Raw genomic sequence first — 20,514 nt, forward strand, 5'->3', positions numbered from 1 at the left:
CACCAAGTGTTAGATTCCATCCACTAGCATGTCATCCTCCATGTCATCCTCGATCTCGCGCCGCGAAATCAATGCTCGCGGCATTTGCGCCTGCGACGTCGTCGGGCGCGTAAACGCTCTCGGCAAATAGCATTGTCGCCCGAGCCGTCGTTGACCAGGACCAGCGTCTTCTCCCCGCAGGCCGCGGCGTAATCGGCGAGCTGGCCTGCGCGCGGGAGGCCACGCATTGAAGCGCTGCAAGGCGTTGACAGAGATAATCGAGACGCCGACCTCGGTGGCGGCAGACCGGACTTCCGCAGCCGGCATGCCGCTTGCTATAGGATTGCTGAAAAGGCCTTGGTCACGGGCAAGCGCAAAAAAGGTCCGAACATCAAGTCGTGGCGCCGCCATGTAGTTGAATGCAAAGCGAGGCGATACCTGACGCATGGCTTGGCTCTCCTTCGTTGAAGTGTGGCCCCGTTCTAGGCTTCTGCCGGGCGCAACCGCACGTTGATTCAGCAGACCGGAATGAGGGTTGCCAGTCAACCGAGCTTTCTTTCATTTGTGACAGGAAACTCAACGCCCATGATAGAATTCCCTCAGAGCTATCTGTCGTCGAGCAGATAGAAGTCGAACAACACCCATGTCGCCCCAGCGTCTCCGCGGTGTTTGGCGCAATGACCGTGCAGAGGTGTTGCGTGGCTGTGCCGTTCGCCATCACCGTGAAGTGATCGGAAGCGGCATCCGGACCCGACGACACGGTCGGCTCGCCGGCGTTGCTCGCGACAACCGTCATTGGGTCAATGTGAAGATGTGGACGAGGCGATGTCGCAAAGCTTGTCGCAAGCGCGGCTTCCTTGGCAGTGCCTCGGACTATAAGCATCTCTTGAACCGCACCGTCGCGGTCAGGCCCACCGGAAGCCATCTGTGCCTTTCGACGTCTCCTTTCAAACTGTCGATTGCGGGGATGGCAAGAGCACGCTCGCGTAGAGAATACTACGCTCTGGTGCCGGCAACGCGGCCCGTCCCAAAGACGACAAAACCGAGGGGGCCACCAAGAAGTGTGAGCAAAACCGCACGCCAGAGAGGTCGACCGGCGGCCGATCTGCCAGGGAACATCAAAAGGCGAGCTGCTGTAAGGCGCCGTTGTCACTCCCGTCATGTGCCACCGCATTCTTCAGACCCGACCGCTATGGCGAACCTTAGTGTGGAATTCCGCCCCGAGTGAAGGCAGCCGGTGCGGAAATCCGCACATGGCCACTGGCGCGAGATGACCGAAACCGGGAAAGGGCGTGACTGGCGCAGGTCCTCATTTTGGCACGGCACTTGCGGCCGGCATGGCAGCAGCGTTCGACCGGAGCGCCGCGATGGGAGAAGCCTGGGATGGGAAGAAGAGCCCGGCCCCTATCCGGTTGGGGAGAGAAATGGTGTTAGCTCCACATGTCCGCAGCGCGGGCGCCGCGCCTCGCAAGGCCTTCTACGCCAAGCCTTACGTGCAGGTGCTTGCCGCCATCGCCCTTGGCGTCGCCCTCGGCCATTTCTATCCGGGGATCGGCGAAAGCGTGAAGCCGCTCGGTGATGCCTTCATCAAGCTTGTCAAGATGATCATCGCGCCTGTCATCTTCCTGACAATTGCGACCGGCATCGCCGGCATGAACGATCTCCAGAAGGTTGGCCGAGTTGCCGGCAAGGCGATGGTCTATTTCCTCACCTTCTCGACGCTGGCACTGATCGTGGGCCTTGTCGTCGCCAATGTCGTTCAGCCTGGCGCCGGCCTCAACATCGATCCGGCCTCGCTCGATGTCCAGGCCGTGAATAGCTATGCCGCAAAGGCCCACGAGCAGTCCCTCACCGGCTTCCTGATGAACATCATCCCGCCAACGATCGTCGGTGCCTTTGCGCAAGGCGACATCCTGCAGGTCCTGTTCTTCTCGGTTCTGTTCGGTATCGCCCTGGCCATGGTCGGAGAGACGGGCAAGCCTGTCGTTTCCTTCCTTCAGGCGCTGATCGCCCCCATTTTCAAGCTCGTCAGCCTGCTGATGAAGGCCGCCCCGATCGGCGCTTTCGGCGCCATGGCCTTCACGACCGGCAAATATGGCATCGGGTCGATCGTCAACCTCGCGATGCTGGTCGCGACGTTCTATTTCACCGCCTTCCTCTTCGTGTTCGGCGTTCTCGGCGCAGTCTGTCGTTACAACGGCTTCTCGATCTTTTCTCTCATCCGCTACATCAAGGAAGAGCTGCTGCTTGTGCTCGCAACGTCCTCCTCGGAGGCCGCGCTGCCCTCGCTCATGGAGAAGATGGAGAAGGCCGGCGCCAAGCGTTCGGTCGTGGGTCTCGTCATCCCGACCGGATATTCCTTCAATCTGGACGGCACCAATATCTACATGACGCTGGCGGCCCTCTTCATCGCCCAGGCGACGAACACCGATCTGTCGATTGGCGATCAGGTCCTCCTGCTGCTCGTTGCGATGCTTTCCTCGAAGGGTGCAGCAGGTGTAACAGGTGCGGGATTCATCACGCTGGCCGCTACGCTCGCCGTAGTACCCAGCGTTCCCGTTGCTGGCATGGCGCTGATCCTTGGCGTCGACCGCTTCATGTCCGAATGCCGGGCGCTGACGAATGTCGTCGGCAACGCGGTGGCATCGCTCGTCGTCGCCCGCTGGGAAGGCGAATTGGATCAAGCGCAGATGAAAGCCACCTTCTGCGGTCATCGAGTTTGATGGGCATTAAATCGGCCACGCCCGCCGAGTAAGTCACAGCTTCGCGACCTATTAAGTCGCCGGGCTGGTCACAAGCACCGAACGATCGGCTCGCAGGCTTGAAACAGCACCTCACGGGGCGATGAAATCAGAAGCGCTAAATGCGGTAAGTGCAAAATTAGGGGCTCTCTAAGCAAACGACCTGTACATCGATACGCGCCCGGCTACGCTTGGATTGCTGTTCGTCGCATACGCCGTCGATCATGGAGTATGCGGACATCTTCACTCTGCCGCCCGGAACCTTCGCCGAGACGCGCTGGATGACAGAGGGTCACCTGGCGTTGAAACAAATCAGAATTGGACCCATGACCAAGCGCCCCACAATTACCGATATCGCCCGCGAAGCCGGAGTCAGCGTGGCAACGGTCGATCGCGTTCTGAACGCTCGTCATCCGGTGCGGGACGAGACTGCGCGGCGGGTCCACGAGGCCGCCCACGCCATCGGCTATCATGCTGCCGGTCTCATCAAGCAGCGCTTGCAGCGGGACCTGCCGCGCTATCGGCTGGGCTTCATCTTGAGAAAACCGGCCCAGCATTTCTACCAAGACTTCGCGCGCGAGGTCGAAGCGTCGGTTAGTTTGGCCCAGTCCTTCCACGGCATTCCGCTCATCGAATTCGCGCCGTCAAATGTCCCGGGTGACCTGATTGCGCTGCTTGAGGATTTGGGCGCGCGCTGCCACGCTATTGCCATGGTGGCACCGGACCACCCGAAGATTACAGCAGCGGTAGAGGAGCTCAAGGCCAAAGGCATTCCGGTTTTCTCGCTGCTTTCGGACTTCGCCGCCGGCGTGCGTCAGGGCTATATCGGCCTTAACAACCGCAAGGTGGGGCGAACGGCCGCTTGGATGCTTTCCAAGATCGCAAAACGGCCCGGAAAGGTGGCGGTGTTTGTCGGCAGCCACCGTTTCCAAGGGCACGAGCTCCGGGACCTCGGCTTTCGTTCCTATTGCCGTGAGAACGCGCCGACATTCGAGGTGCTCGATCCGCTCGTGAACCTAGAGAAACGGCAGATCACCTACGAATCGACACTCGATCTCATGCAGAGGGAACCCGAGCTCGTCGGCTTCTATGTGGCCGGCGGGGGCATGGAGGGCGCCATCACTGCGCTCCGGGAAGAGGGTAAAGGTCAGAATCTCGTCGCGATCGTGAATGAAATCACGCCGGAGTCACGGGCGGCGCTCGCAGATAATATCATCACGATGGCTGTCGCCACGCCACTGCATCGGCTTTGCCAGGAGCTGATGACGCTGATGGCGCGGGCCATCGAGACCGGCACGGTGGAGACGCCGGGGCAGACATTTCTGCCGTTCGACATCCATCTGCCGGAAAATATATGAAGACTGATGGATTCTATCATAGGCGTCGAGTTTCCTTTCACAAATGAAAGAAAGCTCGATTGACTATCATTCCGGTCTGTTGAATCAACGAGCGCCTCGCGGCAGGAGCCGAACAGCTGAGAACGGCGGTCGCACTTCATGAAAGGAAAACCCAAGCCATGCGCCAGGCATCGCCCCGCTTTGCGCTCGACCACTTGGCGGGCTCCCGACTTGATGTTCGGGCATTTTTCGCGCTTGCCCGCGACCAGGGTCTGACCGACGTTCTGTTCAGCAATTCTTTTGCTACTGGCATGCCGGCTGCGGACGTCCGGTCTGCCGCCGCTGAGGCGGGCGTTACGATTATCTCTGTCAACGCCTTGCAGCGCTTCAATGAGTGGACTCCCGCGCGTCAGGCCGAGGCGAGCAATCTCGCCGATTATGCAGCTGACTGCGGGGCGAAGGCGCTCGTGCTGGTGCCGGTCAATGACGGTTCGTGTTTCGCGAACGGCGAGCGCCCCGGGAACCTGCCCGTCGCCTTAAGCGCGCTCAAGCCGATCCTCCAGTCGCGCGGTTTGATCGGTCTTGTCGAGCCGCTGGGCTTCCGGACCTGCTCGCTGCGATCGAAGGAGGAAGCGGCTAAGGCCATTACCGCGGTTGATGGCAAGTCCGCCTTCCGCCTCGTGCACGACACCTTTCACCACACACTCGCCGGGGAGACTTTCTTCTCCTGCGAGTTGACCGGTCTCGTGCACATTTCAGGTGTGAACGATCCGACCTTCTGGGTTTACCCGGATCGCGTCCTGGGAGGTTCCGACAATGGCAGCCAAATCCGGGCGCTGCTTGATGGCGGCTATGCCGGTCCCTTCTCGTTCGAGCTAGTCGAGGAAGTCCACGCGCTGGACGACCTCGCAGGCACACTTGCCGCCAGCATCGATCTCATCCGACACGAGCTATTGACGCGAGTGCCGGTGTGAGGCGCTGGGCAGATTTAGGAGCGGCCGCGACGTCCCGGGGTCTTGCTTGGAGTAGCCATGCGGGACGCCTCCTGCAACAGTATCTCCCGCATCCAGATGCTTGCCGGATCACTGTTGTGAAGGGCCGGCCATTGGACGGCTTCGGTAAATGCGGGAAGTGGCAGCGGAAGGTCGACGATCCGCAGGGGGAACGTTTTTTCGAAATGCTTGACCAGCCGGAAGGGCATGGTCGCTATACGAGCTGTGCCTGAGACCATAGGCGGTATCATGCTGAAGCCTTGGACGGCGACCTCGACACGTCGCTTAAGACCATGCTCAATCAAAAACCATTCCTCGATGGAGGGCTTCTGCATACGCCCGAACTTAACCGCAACGTGCCTCATCGACATGTATCTCTCGAATGTAAGCTGCCGTGGCAGCTGCTTGTTCGTAGGGCAGCCCACGCACACGAGCGTCTCGTCGAACAGCGCCATTCTTGGATGCGCGCTCGACATGAACAATTCCGGAAGAATTAGAAAATCGACATCACCACGCCGGAGAAGCTCATCTGGGCTGTCGTCGAGAGGCAGCAATTCGAAGCTGACGCCGGGTGCTTCCCGTGCAACACGCTCCACGACCTTTTCAAAAAACACGAGTGTGACGAAATCGGAAACAATGATCCTGAAGCGGCGATCGGATTGAGCCGGGTTAAACGGATCCCAAGAAATAATCGAGCACTGGATGTGCAGCAGTGCGTCGCGAACTGCGGGGGCGAGTGCTTCCGCACGCGGTGTCAGAATGCGTTCACGGCCGCTCATCGAAAATAGTTCATCGTGGAAAAAGTCACGCAGCCGGGCGACGGCCGCACTCATGGCCGGCTGACTTAGGTTGATGCGGCGTGCCGCCGCCGTGAGGCCGCGCTCGCTCAGCAGCGCGTCGAGCACGACGAGAAGGTTCAGATCAAGCCCTTTGAAACGCATGTCTTAGGTATCCATAGCGTGAATGCGTTTCATCGAAACAAACGATTTTATCAATCTTCCTAAATCCTACATTGACAACAGCATCTGACGCGCACCGATCACCCACTGCCTCTATCGCGTGACGAGTGCGTTAAAAAGAGCCCGAAAGGAGAAATCTTTCCATGCGCTCCGACGCGCGGTGGCGGTGGAGGTTGTGCTGGGAAAACGAGTTGCAACTGGCCGACCATGTCGAACTCTCCGATTTCTTCCGAAAGACCTATGGACGGACTGGCGCCTTCGACGCGAAGCCGTTCGAAGGCGGCCGCAGTTGGGCCGGTGCGAGGCCGGAATTCCGTACAATCGGCTACGACGCGCACGGCATAGCGCCCACATTGGCATGCTGCGCCGCTTCATCATGATTGGCTAGATCGGACACGGTCCCAATCAACTTTGCACACCGGAGATGCTCGATGTGCTGGCGCAACATCGGGTGCCCGCGGCGTTCTTCGTCATCGTGCCTACGCCGCAGACCAGCCCAAACTCATCCGGTCTCCCTAAGCAGTTGGTCTTGGTGAGCCGCACAAGCTGGTGAGGGGCAATTTTCGCAACACGGCGCGGCTCAGGCATTGAGCCAGGTCGAAAACGCAAGCTGGAAAGGAACAAGATGGCTGATCAACTGACCAACGAAATAATCGCAATGATCAAGAAGCGCGCCGCATCGGAGGGCGGCAACATAGCGCCTGCCTCGGGCGGCGAGATAACGGCTGCCACGGGACTGACTTCGCTCGGTATCGATTCACTGGGATTGGCGGACGTTCTCTGGGACCTCGAGCAGGCCTACGGCATCAAGATCGAGATGAATACGTCCGAGGCCTGGTCGGATCTCCAGAATGTCGGCGACATGGTGGAAGCCGTGCGCGGCTTGCTCGCCAAGGGGGCGTGAATGGACAGGCGCGTCGTGATTACTGGGATCGGCGGGCTTTGCGGGCTTGGGACCGACGCCGCCGCCATTTGGAGAGAGATGCGCGAAGGCCGCTCCGCCATCGGCCCAATCGTCAACTCCGAGCTCCATGAATTGCGGGTCAGGATCGGCGCCGAGATCAAGGCGTTGCCGGAGCACGACATCGACCGCGGGCGGCTCGTCTCCATGGACCGCTTCAGCTTGCTCGCCGTGCTTGCAGCGCACGAAGCCATGCAACAGGCCGGACTTTCCTGCGATGAAGGAAATCCCTATCGCTTCGGTGCGACGGTGGGCGTTGGCGGCTGCGGCTGGGATACGATCGAGCAAACCTACCGCGCCATGCTTCTCGGCGGTAAGCGTGCCGCCCTCTTGACTGTACCCAAGACGATGCCGGGCGCCGCCGCCAGCCAGGTCAGCATGAATCTCGGCCTGCGCGGGCCGGTCTTCGGCGTCACGTCCGCCTGTGCATCGTCCAACCATGCGATTGCCTCCGCGGTGGACCAGATCAGGCTCGGCCGGGCCGACGTGATGCTTGCCGGCGGCAGCGAAGCGCCGCTCATATGGGGTGTGCTGAAGGCATGGGAATCGATCCGCGTGCTTTCGCCCGATACTTGCCGGCCCTTCTCCGCCGACAGACAGGGACTGGTGCTCGCCGAGGGTTCGGGCATGGCCGTGCTGGAAAGCTATGAGCATGCCGCCGGGCGTGGTGCCACGATCCTTGCCGAGATCGCCGGCATCGGCCTTTCCGCCGATGCCTCCGACATCGTCGCGCCGACTGTCGAGGGGCCGGAGGCAGCAATGCGCGCCTGCCTTGCCGAGGCCGGCCTCAATGCCGAGGATGTCGACTATCTCAACGCCCACGGCACCGGCACCAAGGCCAACGATCAGATCGAGACGGCGGCGATCAAGCGCGTCTTCGGTCAGCACGCCTATTCAATGTCCATCTCTTCTACCAAGTCCATGCACGCGCATTGCCTCGGCGCGTCCGGCGCGATCGAAATGATCGCCTGCGTGATGGCGATCCGCGAGGGCGTCGTGCCGCCGACGGCCAATTATCGTGAGCTGGACCCCGATTGCGATCTCGACGTCACGCCCAATGTGCCACGCGAGCGCAAGGTGCGCGTGGCACTGAGCAACTCCTTCGCGTTTGGCGGCACGAACGCGGTTCTGGCATTCAGGCAGGTGTAGCCATGCGAGATGCCTCCTCCAACATCTCGGATCCAGATGCTTGTGCTCGGACGTGCTGCTACCCCTCAAGGTAAGCGAGCCCTGCGGGTTTGGCTCGAGGGTCCAAACTTAACGCGACTTATGTCGGGACGGCCCAGGGCCGGCCCTAGGATAGCTATAGGCGCGCCAAGAAGCCACCGATGGTCCTGGCCCGAGATCGTGCATGAGATGGCCCCTCATTGTGGGCCATCGGGCGAGGGCCTCGCCATCAAAGCGGTCTCGGGCCAACATGCGACCCAGCGCCGAGGGCGGAGCCACGGTGGGGAACTCCCGTCGGTGATTATGTGCCGAGCCAGTCCGCCCGGCGCCCGTTCCGCATAACTCCGCTCCTAGACCAAGGCCAGAGCTGAAGACACGGAAGGCGGTACCCAACCCACGGATGAGAGTCTGATCAACCGTCGTTCTGAGCTCCACTTCTCGCCGCGTGCAGCTTCAGCCGATCCGACCGCTCGCAACACCTGCCGAGCAGCCGATCTCTCGACCTCAGTCTTGATAGGGAACATGAGAGTCGGCGTGAGGCGCTGAGTAAATCTAGGAGCGCGTACGACGTCCCGGGGTCTTGCTTGGAGTAGCCATGCGGGACGCCTCCTGCAACATTATCTCCCGCATCCAGATGCTTGCCGGATCGCTGTTGTGAAGGGCCGGCCATTGGAGGGTCTCGGTAAATCCGGGAAGTGGCAGCGGAAGGTCGACGATCTGCAGGGGGAACGTTTTTTCGAAATGCTTGACCAGCCGCAAGGGCATGGTCGCTATACGATCTGTGCCTGACACCATCGGCGGGATCATGCTGAAGCCTTGGACGGCGACCTCGACACGTCTCTTAAGACCATGCTCAAGCAAAAACCATTCCTCGATGGAGGGCTTCAGCATACGCCCGAACTTGACCACGACGTGCTTCATCGACATGTATCTCTCGAACGTAAGCTGCCGCGGCAGCTGTTTGTTCGCGGCGCAGCCCACGCACACGAGCGTTTCGTCGAACAGCGGCATTCTTGGATGCGCGCTCGACATGAACAATTCCGGAAGAATTAGAAAATCGACATCACCGCGCCGGAGAAGCTCATCGGGGCTGTCGTCGAGAGGCAGCAATTCGAAGCTGACGGCGGGCGCTTCCCGTGCAACCCGCTCGACGACCTTTTCAAGAAACACGAGTGTGACGAAATCGGAAACAATGATCCTGAAGCGGCGATCGGATTGAGCCGGGTTAAACGGATCCCAAGAAATAATCGAGCTCTGGATGCGCTGGAGTGCGTCGCGAACGGCGGGGGCGAGTGCTTCCGCACGCGGTGTCAGAATGCGTTCGCGGCCGCTCATCGAAAATAGTTCATCGTGGAAAAAGTCACGCAGCCGGGCGACGGCCGCACTCATGGCCGGCTGACTTAGGTTGATGCGGCGCGCCGCCGCCGTGAGGCCGCGCTCGCTCAGCAGCGCGTCGAGCACGACGAGAAGGTTCAGATCGAGCCCTTTGAAACGCATGTCTTAGCTATCCATAGCGTGGATGCATTTCATTGAAACAAACGATTTTACCGATATTTCAGAACGTCGCATAGGGAGAATTCAAGGAAGCCCTAAAGGAAGTTTTTCAATGTTTGCGTTGGCTCCGAGGAGCATTTTCTGGCGCACGCCCTCAGGCGTGCGCCGAACATCAACCGAGATCGCATGTCCATTGCGACTAGGTTCTTCGGTGATCCGCGCAAGCTACATCGCGTCGGCTCGACGCGAGAAGCTCCTCGATGCGTAGGCGCTTACCTCAAAAGATTCCAACAAACACGAGGTCTTTCTATGCGCTCTGACGTGCGGTGGAGGTTGTGCTGGGAAAACGAGTTGCAACTGGCTGACCATGTCGAACTCTCCGACTTCTTCCGAAAGAACTATGGACGGACTGGGGCCTCCAACGCAACGCCGTTCGAAGGCGGCCGTAGTTGGGCCGGTGCGAGGCCAGAACTCCGCACAATCGGCTACGACGCGCACGGCATAGCGGCTCACATTGGCATACTGCGCCGCTTCATCAAGGTTGGCGAGGTCGATCTGTTAGTGGCCGAACTGGGGTTGTACGGGGTGCGTTCGGATCTTGAAGGACTCGGAATCAGCTTTTCAATGCAGTTTGTGTATCCAGTGCTGCAGCAGCTTGGGGTTCCATTCGCTTTCGGCACGGTCCGGCACGCACTGCGGAACCATGTTGAGAGGTTCTGCCGAGGCGGTCTGGCGACCATTTTGTCGGGCATTCCCGTGCGTTCGACCCATCCAGAAGTGTATCCCGACCTGCCGCCCACCCGCCTGGAGGACGTGCTCGTCCTGGTTACGCCGATTGGACGCTCGATGAGCGAGTGGCCGTCCGGCACCCTGATTGATCGGAACGGTCCGGAGCTATGATACATCTGGACTACATTAGCGAAGTGCCGAGTGAATGGGCTAGCACCGGCCGTCGCACCGTTTATCTCACGTTTGACGACGGTCCCAATCCATTTTTCACACCGCAGATCCTCGATGTTCTGGCGCAAAATCGGGTGCCGGCGACGTTCTTCGTCATCGGCACCTACGCCGTAGAGCACCCGGATCTAGTCCAACGAATGATCGCAGAAGGGCACGAGGTGGGTAACCACACGATGACTCATCCGGATCTGTGCAAATGCGGCTTCGGCGAAGTGCGCCGTGAAATCTTTGAAGCGAACGGCGCCATCAGCATGGCGTGTCCACAGGCCTCGGTACGCTTCCTTCGCGCGCCCTACGGCGCCTGGAGCGAAGAAGTATTCACAGCGTCAGAGATCGCCGGGCTGGCGGCACTTCATTGGTCTGTAGACCCGCGAGACTGGTCTCGCCCCGGCACCGACGCGATTGTCGACGCAGTGCTCGCCTCTGTCCGGCCGGGTGCAATCGTGCTCCTGCACGACGGTTGCCCGCCCGACGAGTTGAGACCCAGCACTCAAGCCAGTCTGCGCGACCAGACCGCCAAGGCGCTGTCCCAGCTGATTCCGGCATTAAACGCCCGCGGATACGAAATTCGCGCCCTTCCACAACATCATTGAAAATTGCGAGATCCTATGGACCTGCTTGCCACAGCCAGTACTGTCGCCGTCTCGTGCTATGCACTGCTCTCGGCTGCCTACAAAAGCATGCAGATGGCTTATGCTTTGCCGATGGACCGTTCTCCGATGTCGGATGAATTGGTCGGTTTCGACCCTCTGCCGAGCGTGGATGTCATCGTTCCCTCCTTCAACGAGGATCCGCGCGCGCTCTCGGCGTGCCTGGCGTCCATTGCAAGCCAACAATACGCCGGAAAACTGCGGGTCTATGTGGTTGATGACGGTTCTGCAAATCGCGACGTTGTCGTACCGGTACACGGTGCCTTTGCCGGCGACCCAAGATTCAGCTTCATTTTACTCGAGAAGAATGTTGGCAAACGCAAAGCGCAGATCGTCGCGATACGCCGCTCATCTGGAGATTTGGTGCTCAACGTGGACTCGGATACGATACTCGCGTCCGACGTCGTAGCAAAGCTTGCACTCAAGATGCAGGATCCAGCCGTCGGCGCGGCAATGGGCCAGTTGGCGGCCAGCAACCGGAGCGACACCTGGCTGACCCGGTTGATCGATATGGAGTACTGGCTGGCCTGCAATGAGGAGCGAGCGGCACAGGCTCGCTTTGGTGCCGTTATGTGCTGCTGCGGCCCATGTGCGATGTACCGTCGCTCCGCACTCGTTTTGCTGTTGGATCAGTACGAGACGCAACTGTTTCGGGGGAAGCCAAGCGACTTCGGTGAGGATCGCCATCTCACAATCCTCATGCTGAAAGCAGGCCTTCGAACCGAATACGTTCCCGACGCCATCGCCGCAACGATCGTTCCGGATCGGCTAGGGCCGTATCTGCGCCAACAACTTCGCTGGGCGCGGAGCACATTTCGGGACACGTTGCTTGCGCTGCGTCTATTGCCAAGCCTCGATCGTTATCTAACGCTGGATGTGGTCGGACAGAATCTCGGCCCGCTGTTGCTCGCCCTGTCGGTACTGGCTGGCCTCGCGCAGTTCGCACTGAAAGGCACAGTGCCTTGGTCGGCAGTCCTGATGATTGCATCCATGACCATCATTCGGTGCAGCGTGGCAGCGTTTCGTGCCCGCCAACTTCGATTTCTCGGTTTTTCTCTACACACATTCATCAACGTCTTTCTCTTACTCCCTCTGAAAGCCTATGCGTTGTGCACATTGAGCAACAGCGATTGGCTGTCGCGCAAGGCGGCCACCCTACCCAATGGAGGAGAAAGGCAGATCCTCATCAAAGATCCGATCGCCAGACCAAACGCTACAGGAGGCTCGGAAGTTGCTCACTCAACTCGCAGGACGGATGCGCGGTTCTTCAAGGTTGGTGGAGTCTGAGAGCGTTTTCAGTGGCGAGTGATGGTGTACTGCGTAGGACACAAGTCGTGACCTGGACAATATTTCAATTGTTAGAGCGGGAAGTGGCCGCAGACGATCCGTGGCGGCTCGACGGCAATCCGTAGAGCGGGAGCGTCTCACACAAATGCTCGGGCTGTCGCCCTTCCCAAGGCCGCCACAGCGAAGGCCTCCTCTCCAGAACGCTCGCAAGTGAGCTCCCGCCGGCTGAACGGCTCCTCTCAGCAGAGATGAACGCATGTCCAACGTAGCAATCGACCTTAACGGCGTGACGAAGTCATTTGGCAATAAGGTCATTGTGAACGGGCTGTCGCTCACCGTTGCGTCGGGAGAGTGCTTCGGCCTGCTGGGGCCGAACGGTGCGGGCAAAAGCACGATTGCGCGTATGGTCCTCGGCATGACGCGGCCTGACGCGGGTAAGATCACGGTGCTCGGAGTGCCAGTGCCGGCACAGGCTCGCTTGGCACGCAGGGGCATCGGCGTGGTTCCACAGTTCGACAATCTTGACCTGGAATTCACGGTCCGCGAAAACCTGTTGGTATTCGGGCGCTACTTCGGCATGAGCACACGCGCGATTAAAGCGGTCATCCCATCACTGCTCGAGTTCGCCCGCCTTGAGAGCAAGGCGGATGCACGGGTCGGCGAACTATCCGGCGGCATGAAGCGGCGCCTGACTCTGGCACGCGCGTTGATCAACGACCCGCAGCTACTCGTAATGGACGAACCGACGACCGGCCTCGACCCGCACGCGCGCCACCTGATCTGGGAGCGTCTGCGTTTCCTGCTGGCGCGCGGCAAGACGATCATTTTGACCACCCACTTTATGGAAGAGGCTGAGCGGCTGTGCGATCGGCTGTGCGTACTCGAGCATGGGTGCAACATCGCCGAGGGCAGCCCTCATGCCCTGATTGAGGAGCATATCGGAAGCAACGTCATCGAGATCTTTGGTGGCAATCCGCAGGAGCTGAGTTCGCTGATCAGGCCATACGTTCAGCGCATCGAGGTGAGCGGCGAGACGCTCTTTTGCTATACGCCCGATCCGGAGCAGGTGCGCGTCCAACTACGCGGGCGCGCGGGGCTGCGGCTTCTAGAGCGTCCACCTAATCTGGAGGACGTTTTCTTGCGGCTGACCGGACGCGAGATGGAGAAGTGAGCGATGAGTGAAGGTTATGCAGCGGCTCTACCCGCCAACGCGTGGAACTGGGTTGCGGTGTGGCGCCGCAACTATCTGTCGTGGAAGAAGATCGCACTTGCGTCAATGCTCGGTAACCTCGCCGATCCTATGATCTATCTTTTCGGACTTGGTACTGGCCTCGGAATGATGGTAGGTCGCGTGGAAGATGCGTCCTACGTTGCTTTTTTGGCAGCCGGTATGGTCGCGACGAGCGCGATGACCGCGTCGACCTTCGAAACAATTTATGCGGCTTACCCTCGCATGCACCATCAGCGCATCTGGGAAGCAATCCTGTACACACAACTTACTCTCGGCGATATCGTTCTCGGTGAATTGGCGTGGGCAGCCACCAAGGCCTTTTTGGCCGGCACGGCAATTGCGATCGTCGCCGCCGTGGTGGGCTATGCGGCGTGGCCGTCCCTGCTATATGTGCTACCAGCCGTAGCGCTCACTGGGTTCGCCTTTGCGAGCCTGGCGATGGTCGTCACCGCGCTTGCGCCCAGTTACCACTATTTTGTATTCTACCAGTCGCTCGTCCTCACACCCATGCTGTTCCTGTCAGGCGCGGTCTTCCCGGTCACCCAATTGTCAGGTCCCTTTCAGCAGGCAGCGCACTTTTTGCCGCTGGCACATTCGATCGACCTTATTCGTCCGGAAATGCTTGATCGCCCGGCTGGCGGCATTGCCCTGCATATCAGTGCGCTTTGCCTGTACGCGGTGTTGCCGTTCTTCCTCTCGATGGTGCTGCTTCGCCGGCGCCTGATGCGTTGAGATTCCGAGAGCGAAGGACATTCCGTGATGCAGTGCCACGAAGTTCGCTGCGGAGTCGCATGATCATCCGTCGATAGCTGACCATTCGCCGCAAGCACTTCGAAGACGCTAGCTCGTGTTGCAGCTGACGTACGGCATCGCCAGCGGGAAAGTCAGCCTCACCGGAGGTCTTCGAGGTTATGTATGACGATAAATGGAGAACGAGATGCTAAAACCACGATCACTGATTGGATCGGGCGAGGATCGGTTCGTTGTCTCGCGACGACGTACCGGTTTCGGTGATTGCTTGTGGTCTCTGGCGGCAGCTTGGTCCTACGCTAAGCGGACGGGGCGGACGCTGGCAATAGATTGGCGTGGCTCCTGTTATCTCGATCAGCCCTTCAGCAATGCGTTTCCGGTGTTCTTCGAGCAAATTCAAGACATCGCTGGCGTACCGGTTATTTGCGATGACCAGATCAACCAGTTCTCATTCCCTGGGCCTTTCTTTCCGCCGTGGTGGAATAAGTCATCGATCGACTGCGTTTGCCGCCCTGATGAACAGATTTTTCGAGAACGTGATGAGCTAAGAGAGCTTTTCGAAGCCCAAGATGATACTGAAGCCAACACAGTGGTGTGTGATGCTTGCTTGATGTGGCGTTGCGATATGGATGCCGAACGGCAGATTTTTCGGAGTATCAAACCGAGGCCTGAAATTGAAGCTCGGATTGACGCCATCTATCAAGAGCACTTCAAGGGGCACAGCATAATCGGGGTGCATGTCCGGCACGGCAACGGCGAAGACATTATGGAGCACGCTCCCTACTGGGCTGATCCGGAATTCGCCTTCCAGCAGGTATGCACAGCCATTCGCAAGGCTAAAGCGCTACCGCATCCAAGACCTGTGAGGGTGTTCTTGTGTACTGATAGTGCGCAGGTGCGTCATGATTTGTCGGGCGTGTTTCCCGATCTTTTCACTATCCCAAAACAATTCCAGGCGGATCGGGCCGGACCATTACACAGCGCAGCGCTGGGCGTTGACGGCGGTTTTTCTGCTCTCGTCGAGATGTACCTCCTTGGGCGATGCGATACCGTGGTTCGCTTCCCGCCGAGTAGCGCCTTCTCGCGCTATGCCCGCCTCTTCGTGCCACGTATTATTGAATTCGATCTAAACGATCCGGGTGGTTTGATCTTCATTGACAACTCGTCCGAACATTTTCCGACTTTGTGAAAGTCTTGGGCACTTTCGTGGAGGTTGTTCTGACGGACGGACGCCCCTCGACGGCATCAACGTGCTGAATGGTTTGACAGCCCCCGAAAGAAAGGAGCGTCCGCAATGGTAGTTAGCTCGATTGGACGTTGGCGGGCGATGATTGGCGGTAGGAAAAAGCCCATAGCCATAAGCATGAAGCTCTCCACGATCGGCCTCGGCGCTTTTCGTTTCCGGCGGCACCAAGATCCGCCAAAAGAGGTCGAAGGCGAGAGCGAGCCATTTTGACTTTTGTCGAACTCCGATCGCGTTTGCCTGGAGCAGCCTGACCCGTGATGATCAAGCCCATTGGCGAAGCCCGGCCCAACACCTTCGAGTTCGAAACCTCGGCGCTTGTCAGGGCGTCCGGGTTTCGCGAGTATGATGCGCGCTGGTGGTTCGGCCATCCGGGCGCGGCAGAACCGCCGGAACTCAATTTGATCGGCGTCCAGGCACTCGGCATGGGCCTCGGCACGCTGATCCGGCGTCTCGGCGTCGCATCCGATATCGTCACCGGCCATGATTTCCGCTCTTATTCGCTGTCGATCAAGCTGGCGCTGGTCTCCGGGCTGATGGCCGCCGGAGCCAGGGTCAAGGATATCGGCCTGGCTTTGTCGCCGATGGCCTATTTCGCCCAGTTCGCGCTCGATACCCAGTCCGTCGCCATGGTCACCGCCTCGCACAACGAGAACGGCTGGGCCGGCGTCAAGATGGGCGCGGCACGTCCGCTGACCTTCGGTCCGGAAGAGATGGGCGCGCTGAAGGCGATCGTGCTGGCCGGCGATTTCGACCTTGTCGGCGGCGGCTTCTATGATTTTGTCTCCGGTTTCCGCGAGATTTATCTCGACGATCTGACCAGGGACAAGCGCATCGCGCGAAAGCTGAAGGTGGTTGCCGCCTGTGGCAACGGCACCGCCGGCGCCTTTGCGACACAAACGCTGGCGCGGATTGGCTGCGAGGTGATCCCGCTCGATGTCGAGCTCGACCATACATTTCCGCGCTACAATCCCAACCCGGAGGACATGCAGATGCTACATGCCATCCGCGACAAGGTGCTGGAGACGGGAGCCGATGTTGGGCTTGGCTTCGACGGCGACGGCGATCGCTGCGGCGTGGTCGACAATGAAGGCAACGAGATATTTGCCGACAAGGTCGGTGTCATGCTGGCGCGTGACATTTCGCGGCTCTATCCGGGCTCGACCTTCGTCGTCGACGTCAAGTCGACGGGGCTATTCGCCACTGACAGCGTGCTCGAGGCCAACGGCGCCGTCACCGACTACTGGAAGACCGGCCATTCCTATATCAAGCGGCGCGTCGGCGAGCTCGGCGCCATCGCTGGCTTCGAAAAGTCAGGCCATTTCTTCTTCAATGCACCGATCGGCCGCGGCTATGACGACGGCCTGGTCACCGCCATCGCCATCTGTCAGATGCTCGATCGCAGCCCGGACAGTTCGATGGCCGATCTCTACCGCGCGCTGCCGCTTACCTATGGCACGCCCACCATGTCGCCGCATTGCGCGGACGATTTGAAATATGGCGTCGTCGAGCGTGTCGTCTCGGATTTTCAGGCGATGAAGCGGGATGGCACGGTCTTCGCCGGCCAGAGGATCGCCGAACTGATCACCGTCAACGGCGTGCGCGTCGTCGCGGAGGACGGCACCTGGGGGCTGGTGCGGGCGTCGTCAAACAAGCCCGAGCTTGTCGTGGTGGTGGAGAGCCCAGTATCGTCCGAGCGGCGCCGTCAGATGTTCGAGGGCGTCGATGCCGTGCTGCGCCGCAGCCCCGAAGTCGGCCCGTACAATCAGACCTTCTGAGCGCGAGAACGAAATGGCCGACCGGATCGTCAGTTTTGTCATGAGCGGCGGCGTTGGTTCGCGGCTCTGGCCGCTGTCGCGCGAGGACAATCCCAAGCAGTTCCATGATTTTTCGGGCGACGGTTCGATGCTGGCCAAGACGTTGCGTCGGCTGACGGCAAGGGCTGATGGGGAAACACCGATCTTCCTGATCGCCTCGGAACGGCATGCCGAGCGCGTCCATGCCGACCTTGCCGGCCTCGATCTTTCCGGCGGCGGCCCACTGTTCGAGCCGACAGGCCGCAACACCGCGGCTGCCGTTGCGCTGGCCACGCTGCGCACGCTCTCCGAGTTCGGCGACAGCCTGGTGCTGGTGGTACCGTCCGATCACGAGATCTCGACGGCGCGGCAGTTCTGGCAAAGTGTCGAGGCCGGAGCAGAGGCGGCACGCGCCGGCCGGCTGGTGGTGTTCGGCATCAAGCCGACCCAACCCGAGACCGGTTATGGCTATATCGAGGTGTCAGCTGAGAAGAGTGACACCTTGAACGTGTCGCGCTTCGTCGAAAAGCCGGACCATGCGACGGCGCAGAGCTATCTCCAAGCCGGAAACTTCTACTGGAACACGGGCATCTTCCTGTTTCGCGCTGGCGCCATGCGCGACGCCTTTGCGGCGTTCCAGCCCGACATCTGGCAGGCCACCGAGGCGGCCTACAAGGCGGCGACATCGGATCTGTCCGGTCTCTACATGCCGCTGGAACTCTACGCGGCCATTCCCTCGAACTCGATCGACTACGCCATCATGGAGCGCGCAAAAGACATTACGATGGTGCCGGCCGGCTTTCGCTGGAACGATCTAGGCTCCTGGCAGTCGCTGCTCGATGTCGGTCCATCCGACAGCCAGGGCAATGTCATCATCGGCGATGTCGTCGCCATCGATTGCAAGAACTCCTATATCCGCAGCGAAGGCCGGCTTTTGTCGGCCATCGGCATGAAGGATGTCGCCATCGTCTCCACTGCCGACGCCACCTTCGTCGCCCCGGTCAGCCACAGCCAGCACGTCAAGAAGATCGTCGAACAGCTGGAAAAGTCGGGCCGGCTGGAGACCCGCTTCACGCCGGCGCATGACCGCGTCATCGAGAGCGGCGCCTGGCGGCGGCGCGTTCGTCACTGGCTGTTCGAGGAAACCTTGCCGCTGTGGTCGACATCAGGTGTCGACGAGCGCCATGGCGGCTTCCACGAGGCGCTGGGTTTTGACGGCATGCCGCTGATGAAACCCAAGCGCATGCGCACCATGGCAAGGCAGGTCTATGCCTTCGCCGTTGCCAAGGCGCGCGGCTGGGACGGTCCGGCCGACCGGCTGATCGGTCACGGGATCGAATTCATGGCGAGGAACGGCCGCACCGACAATGGCGGCTGGGTGCGCACGCTGAATGTCGACGGCAGCGTCGCAGATCCCGCCGAGGATGCCTACGACCATTCCTGCGTGCTGCTGGCGCTGGCGCACGCCCATATATCAGGCAACCCCGATGCCTTGCTGCTCGGCGAGGAAACCTTCGCCTTCCTCGATGCCCATCTCGAGGATGAGCGCATGACTGGCTTCCTGGAAACCTCGAGCGGCGAGGGCGAACGGCGTTCCAACCCGCACATGCATCTGCTCGAGGCCTTCCTGGCCTGGCATCAGGCGACCGGCGACCGTGCCTATCTTCGACGCGCCGCGCGCATCATCGACCTGTTTCGCAGCCATTTCTTCGACCCGGAAAGCTGGACGCTTGGCGAATATTTCGATGCCGAATGGAAGCCGGCCACGGGCGAGAAAGGCTCATGGACCGAACCCGGTCACCATTTCGAATGGGCCTCGCTGCTGGTCGATTTCGCCAGCCGCAGCGGCCAGATGGAATTGACCGGCTTTGCCAGGAAGCTCTATGCCTCGGCCGTCGCCAATGGTCTCAACCGTGCCACCGGCCTTGCCTACGGCGCCGTCTCGCGGCAGGGCCTGCCGCGAGACGGAGTGTCGCGCAGCTGGCCGCAAGCCGAAGCGATCAAGGCGGCGATTGCGCTGGATGGTTCGGGCGGGCCTGACCTCAAGCCCGAGGTCGAGGCGCGCGTCGGCCGCCTGTTCCGCTGGCACATCGACCCAGCGCCGCTCGGCCTGTGGATCGACCGCATCGACGAACACGGCCGCCCGCTGGCGTCAGACGTGCCGGCCAGCATCTTCTACCATTTGGTCTGCGCGCTCACTCAGTATCTGGACGGGACGGTAGAGACGGAGAGCTGAGGGATCGGAGTTGCCAATCTCCCCGCAAGGTATTCCCACGCTGACGGCCGCCTTGCTGAGGTAGGCTGAAGGCTGCTGCAAGCCACCAGGAGTAGTAGCCTTCTGACGAAACGGAAGCGCTATAGCATCAAGCTGGTGGTCCAGCTCTGAGACGCTCGACGCGAAAGAGCCTCGGCGCTCGGCGCCTCGATCTCCTCCCCAAAGGGTCGACAACCGCATCGAGGCGACCCGCGTCGGCACGGCGAAGCCTCTGCACGAGCCGAAGTGCCTGGCCCTCCTCTCCGGCAAGATTGCACGACCCCGGCTTCGACATCCAACGCCTTGGGGCGACGATCGCCGAGCCACTCGTATCCCGAGACGCTCTTCATCGCTCGCCGCAGAGCAGAAGGCGGACGTTTCCGCTCTCATCGATTTCGATCGCCAATTGCATCGGCACGGATCGTCTTTATCGCATGGCGCCGTTGAGCGGCACGACCCGTAAGGCGGATGGTGACGGCCCCGGATACCGGTGACCTCTGGCCCGGTTATAGGCTGCGGCTGGCACGCCTACTGCCCAGGCCGGAGGCGGTCGAGACGATGACTGGTTCTGCCCGATCACCGTCCCGTCACGTTTACCTGGCGCGGCGTGCGCCGGGGCGGGCCTCAACGACGGAGAGCACATTTTGGGCGGGTGGTGGAAGCGCCACTCCGAGCGCGCCGCGGTCTGCCGTCGAGGACGGGGTGGGCGAGCG

The 20,514-nt window shown here is 60.4% G+C and carries 16 protein-coding genes and 3 pseudogenes; 16 read left to right on the plus strand and 3 right to left on the minus strand.

Annotated elements, in window-relative coordinates:
• Positions 1–9 precede the first annotated feature (9 nt).
• Positions 10–426: a hypothetical protein gene (locus DH10_RS06745; protein WP_246811505.1), complete on the minus strand. Its 417-nt coding sequence runs from the start codon at positions 424–426 to the stop codon at positions 10–12.
• 977 nt (positions 427–1,403) lie between these two features.
• On the opposite strand from DH10_RS06745, the gene DH10_RS06750 reads away from it, so the two are divergent.
• The 3 genes from DH10_RS06750 to DH10_RS06760 all read left to right on the plus strand — a co-directional run bounded on the left by DH10_RS06750 (position 1,404) and on the right by DH10_RS06760 (position 5,031).
• Positions 1,404–2,702, plus strand: coding sequence for a dicarboxylate/amino acid:cation symporter (locus tag DH10_RS06750; protein WP_192384527.1), 1,299 nt, complete (start codon positions 1,404–1,406; stop codon positions 2,700–2,702).
• Between the two features lie 344 nt (positions 2,703–3,046).
• Positions 3,047–4,078, plus strand: coding sequence for a LacI family DNA-binding transcriptional regulator (locus DH10_RS06755; protein WP_192246895.1), 1,032 nt, complete (start codon positions 3,047–3,049; stop codon positions 4,076–4,078).
• A 158-nt stretch (positions 4,079–4,236) separates the two neighbouring features.
• Positions 4,237–5,031, plus strand: a complete 795-nt coding sequence (locus DH10_RS06760; RefSeq protein WP_192384528.1) for a TIM barrel protein — start codon at positions 4,237–4,239, stop codon at positions 5,029–5,031.
• A 14-nt stretch (positions 5,032–5,045) separates the two neighbouring features.
• Here DH10_RS06760 and DH10_RS06765 read toward each other — a convergent pair whose 3' ends face one another.
• Positions 5,046–5,990, minus strand: coding sequence for a LysR family transcriptional regulator (locus tag DH10_RS06765; RefSeq protein WP_192384530.1), 945 nt, complete (start codon positions 5,988–5,990; stop codon positions 5,046–5,048).
• A 161-nt stretch (positions 5,991–6,151) separates the two neighbouring features.
• On the opposite strand from DH10_RS06765, the pseudogene DH10_RS06770 reads away from it, so the two are divergent.
• The 4 genes and pseudogenes from DH10_RS06770 to DH10_RS06780 form a co-directional block, all read left to right on the plus strand.
• A pseudogene (locus tag DH10_RS06770) lies at positions 6,152–6,390 on the plus strand (GNAT family protein); the annotation flags it as partial.
• Positions 6,391–6,405: 15 nt separating this feature from the next.
• Positions 6,406–6,518, plus strand: a pseudogene (locus tag DH10_RS36690) (polysaccharide deacetylase family protein); the annotation flags it as partial.
• A gap of 115 nt (positions 6,519–6,633) precedes the next feature.
• Positions 6,634–6,912, plus strand: a complete 279-nt coding sequence (locus DH10_RS06775; protein WP_192246753.1) for an acyl carrier protein — start codon at positions 6,634–6,636, stop codon at positions 6,910–6,912.
• Entirely contained in the window at positions 6,913–8,118 is a 1,206-nt protein-coding gene (locus DH10_RS06780) for a beta-ketoacyl-[acyl-carrier-protein] synthase family protein (RefSeq protein ID WP_192246755.1), read from the plus strand.
• Positions 8,119–8,688: 570 nt separating this feature from the next.
• On the opposite strand, the gene DH10_RS06785 is transcribed toward DH10_RS06780, so the two are convergent.
• A complete protein-coding gene (locus DH10_RS06785; protein WP_192246757.1) occupies positions 8,689–9,633 on the minus strand; it encodes a LysR family transcriptional regulator in 945 nt (314 codons plus the stop codon).
• 306 nt (positions 9,634–9,939) lie between these two features.
• On the opposite strand from DH10_RS06785, the gene DH10_RS06790 reads away from it, so the two are divergent.
• From DH10_RS06790 to DH10_RS06825, 9 genes and pseudogenes are all read left to right on the plus strand, one after another.
• Positions 9,940–10,530: a NodA family N-acyltransferase gene (locus tag DH10_RS06790; protein ID WP_192246759.1), complete on the plus strand. Its 591-nt coding sequence runs from the start codon at positions 9,940–9,942 to the stop codon at positions 10,528–10,530.
• Positions 10,527–11,183, plus strand: a complete 657-nt coding sequence (gene nodB, locus DH10_RS06795) for a chitooligosaccharide deacetylase NodB (RefSeq protein ID WP_192246761.1) — start codon at positions 10,527–10,529, stop codon at positions 11,181–11,183. Before DH10_RS06790 ends, nodB begins: the two co-directional genes overlap by 4 nt.
• Before the next feature lie 15 nt (positions 11,184–11,198).
• The gene (gene nodC / locus DH10_RS06800; protein WP_192384531.1) at positions 11,199–12,527 is read left to right on the plus strand and encodes a chitooligosaccharide synthase NodC; all 1,329 of its coding nucleotides are present in this window, start codon (positions 11,199–11,201) and stop codon (positions 12,525–12,527) included.
• A gap of 11 nt (positions 12,528–12,538) precedes the next feature.
• Positions 12,539–12,687, plus strand: a pseudogene (locus tag DH10_RS36695) (SAM-dependent methyltransferase); the annotation flags it as partial.
• A gap of 96 nt (positions 12,688–12,783) precedes the next feature.
• Positions 12,784–13,698, plus strand: a complete 915-nt coding sequence (gene nodI, locus DH10_RS06805) for a nodulation factor ABC transporter ATP-binding protein NodI (RefSeq protein ID WP_192246765.1) — start codon at positions 12,784–12,786, stop codon at positions 13,696–13,698.
• 3 nt (positions 13,699–13,701) lie between these two features.
• Positions 13,702–14,490, plus strand: coding sequence for an ABC transporter permease (locus DH10_RS06810; RefSeq protein WP_192384533.1), 789 nt, complete (start codon positions 13,702–13,704; stop codon positions 14,488–14,490).
• Between the two features lie 193 nt (positions 14,491–14,683).
• The gene (locus DH10_RS06815; RefSeq protein ID WP_246811506.1) at positions 14,684–15,697 is read left to right on the plus strand and encodes a nodulation protein NodZ; all 1,014 of its coding nucleotides are present in this window, start codon (positions 14,684–14,686) and stop codon (positions 15,695–15,697) included.
• A gap of 314 nt (positions 15,698–16,011) precedes the next feature.
• On the plus strand, positions 16,012–17,529 hold the full coding sequence (locus DH10_RS06820; protein ID WP_210325060.1) for a phosphomannomutase/phosphoglucomutase: 1,518 nt from the start codon (positions 16,012–16,014) through the stop codon (positions 17,527–17,529).
• Positions 17,530–17,542: 13 nt separating this feature from the next.
• Positions 17,543–19,783, plus strand: a complete 2,241-nt coding sequence (locus DH10_RS06825; RefSeq protein WP_192384535.1) for a mannose-1-phosphate guanylyltransferase/mannose-6-phosphate isomerase — start codon at positions 17,543–17,545, stop codon at positions 19,781–19,783.
• Positions 19,784–20,514 lie beyond the last annotated feature (731 nt).

This window comes from Mesorhizobium silamurunense (genome assembly GCF_014843825.1).
GTDB lineage: Bacteria > Pseudomonadota > Alphaproteobacteria > Rhizobiales > Rhizobiaceae > Mesorhizobium > Mesorhizobium silamurunense.

Bases quoted from the DNA above. Each gene is read 5' to 3' on its own strand.
- DH10_RS06760 (WP_192384528.1), top strand. From the start codon at position 4,237: ATGCGCCAGGCATCGCCCCGCTTTGCGCTCGACCACTTGGCGGGCTCC.
- DH10_RS06790 (WP_192246759.1), top strand. From the start codon at position 9,940: ATGCGCTCTGACGTGCGGTGGAGGTTGTGCTGGGAAAACGAGTTGCAA.
- DH10_RS06820 (WP_210325060.1), top strand. From the start codon at position 16,012: ATGATCAAGCCCATTGGCGAAGCCCGGCCCAACACCTTCGAGTTCGAA.
- DH10_RS06750 (WP_192384527.1), top strand. From the start codon at position 1,404: ATGGTGTTAGCTCCACATGTCCGCAGCGCGGGCGCCGCGCCTCGCAAG.
- DH10_RS06755 (WP_192246895.1), top strand. From the start codon at position 3,047: ATGACCAAGCGCCCCACAATTACCGATATCGCCCGCGAAGCCGGAGTC.
- DH10_RS06745 (WP_246811505.1), bottom strand. From the start codon at position 426: ATGCGTCAGGTATCGCCTCGCTTTGCATTCAACTACATGGCGGCGCCA.
- nodI (WP_192246765.1), top strand. From the start codon at position 12,784: ATGTCCAACGTAGCAATCGACCTTAACGGCGTGACGAAGTCATTTGGC.
- DH10_RS06775 (WP_192246753.1), top strand. From the start codon at position 6,634: ATGGCTGATCAACTGACCAACGAAATAATCGCAATGATCAAGAAGCGC.
- DH10_RS06815 (WP_246811506.1), top strand. From the start codon at position 14,684: ATGGAGAACGAGATGCTAAAACCACGATCACTGATTGGATCGGGCGAG.
- nodC (WP_192384531.1), top strand. From the start codon at position 11,199: ATGGACCTGCTTGCCACAGCCAGTACTGTCGCCGTCTCGTGCTATGCA.
- DH10_RS06785 (WP_192246757.1), bottom strand. From the start codon at position 9,633: ATGCGTTTCAAAGGGCTCGATCTGAACCTTCTCGTCGTGCTCGACGCG.
- DH10_RS06810 (WP_192384533.1), top strand. From the start codon at position 13,702: ATGAGTGAAGGTTATGCAGCGGCTCTACCCGCCAACGCGTGGAACTGG.
- DH10_RS06780 (WP_192246755.1), top strand. From the start codon at position 6,913: ATGGACAGGCGCGTCGTGATTACTGGGATCGGCGGGCTTTGCGGGCTT.
- DH10_RS06765 (WP_192384530.1), bottom strand. From the start codon at position 5,990: ATGCGTTTCAAAGGGCTTGATCTGAACCTTCTCGTCGTGCTCGACGCG.
- DH10_RS06825 (WP_192384535.1), top strand. From the start codon at position 17,543: ATGGCCGACCGGATCGTCAGTTTTGTCATGAGCGGCGGCGTTGGTTCG.
- nodB (WP_192246761.1), top strand. From the start codon at position 10,527: ATGATACATCTGGACTACATTAGCGAAGTGCCGAGTGAATGGGCTAGC.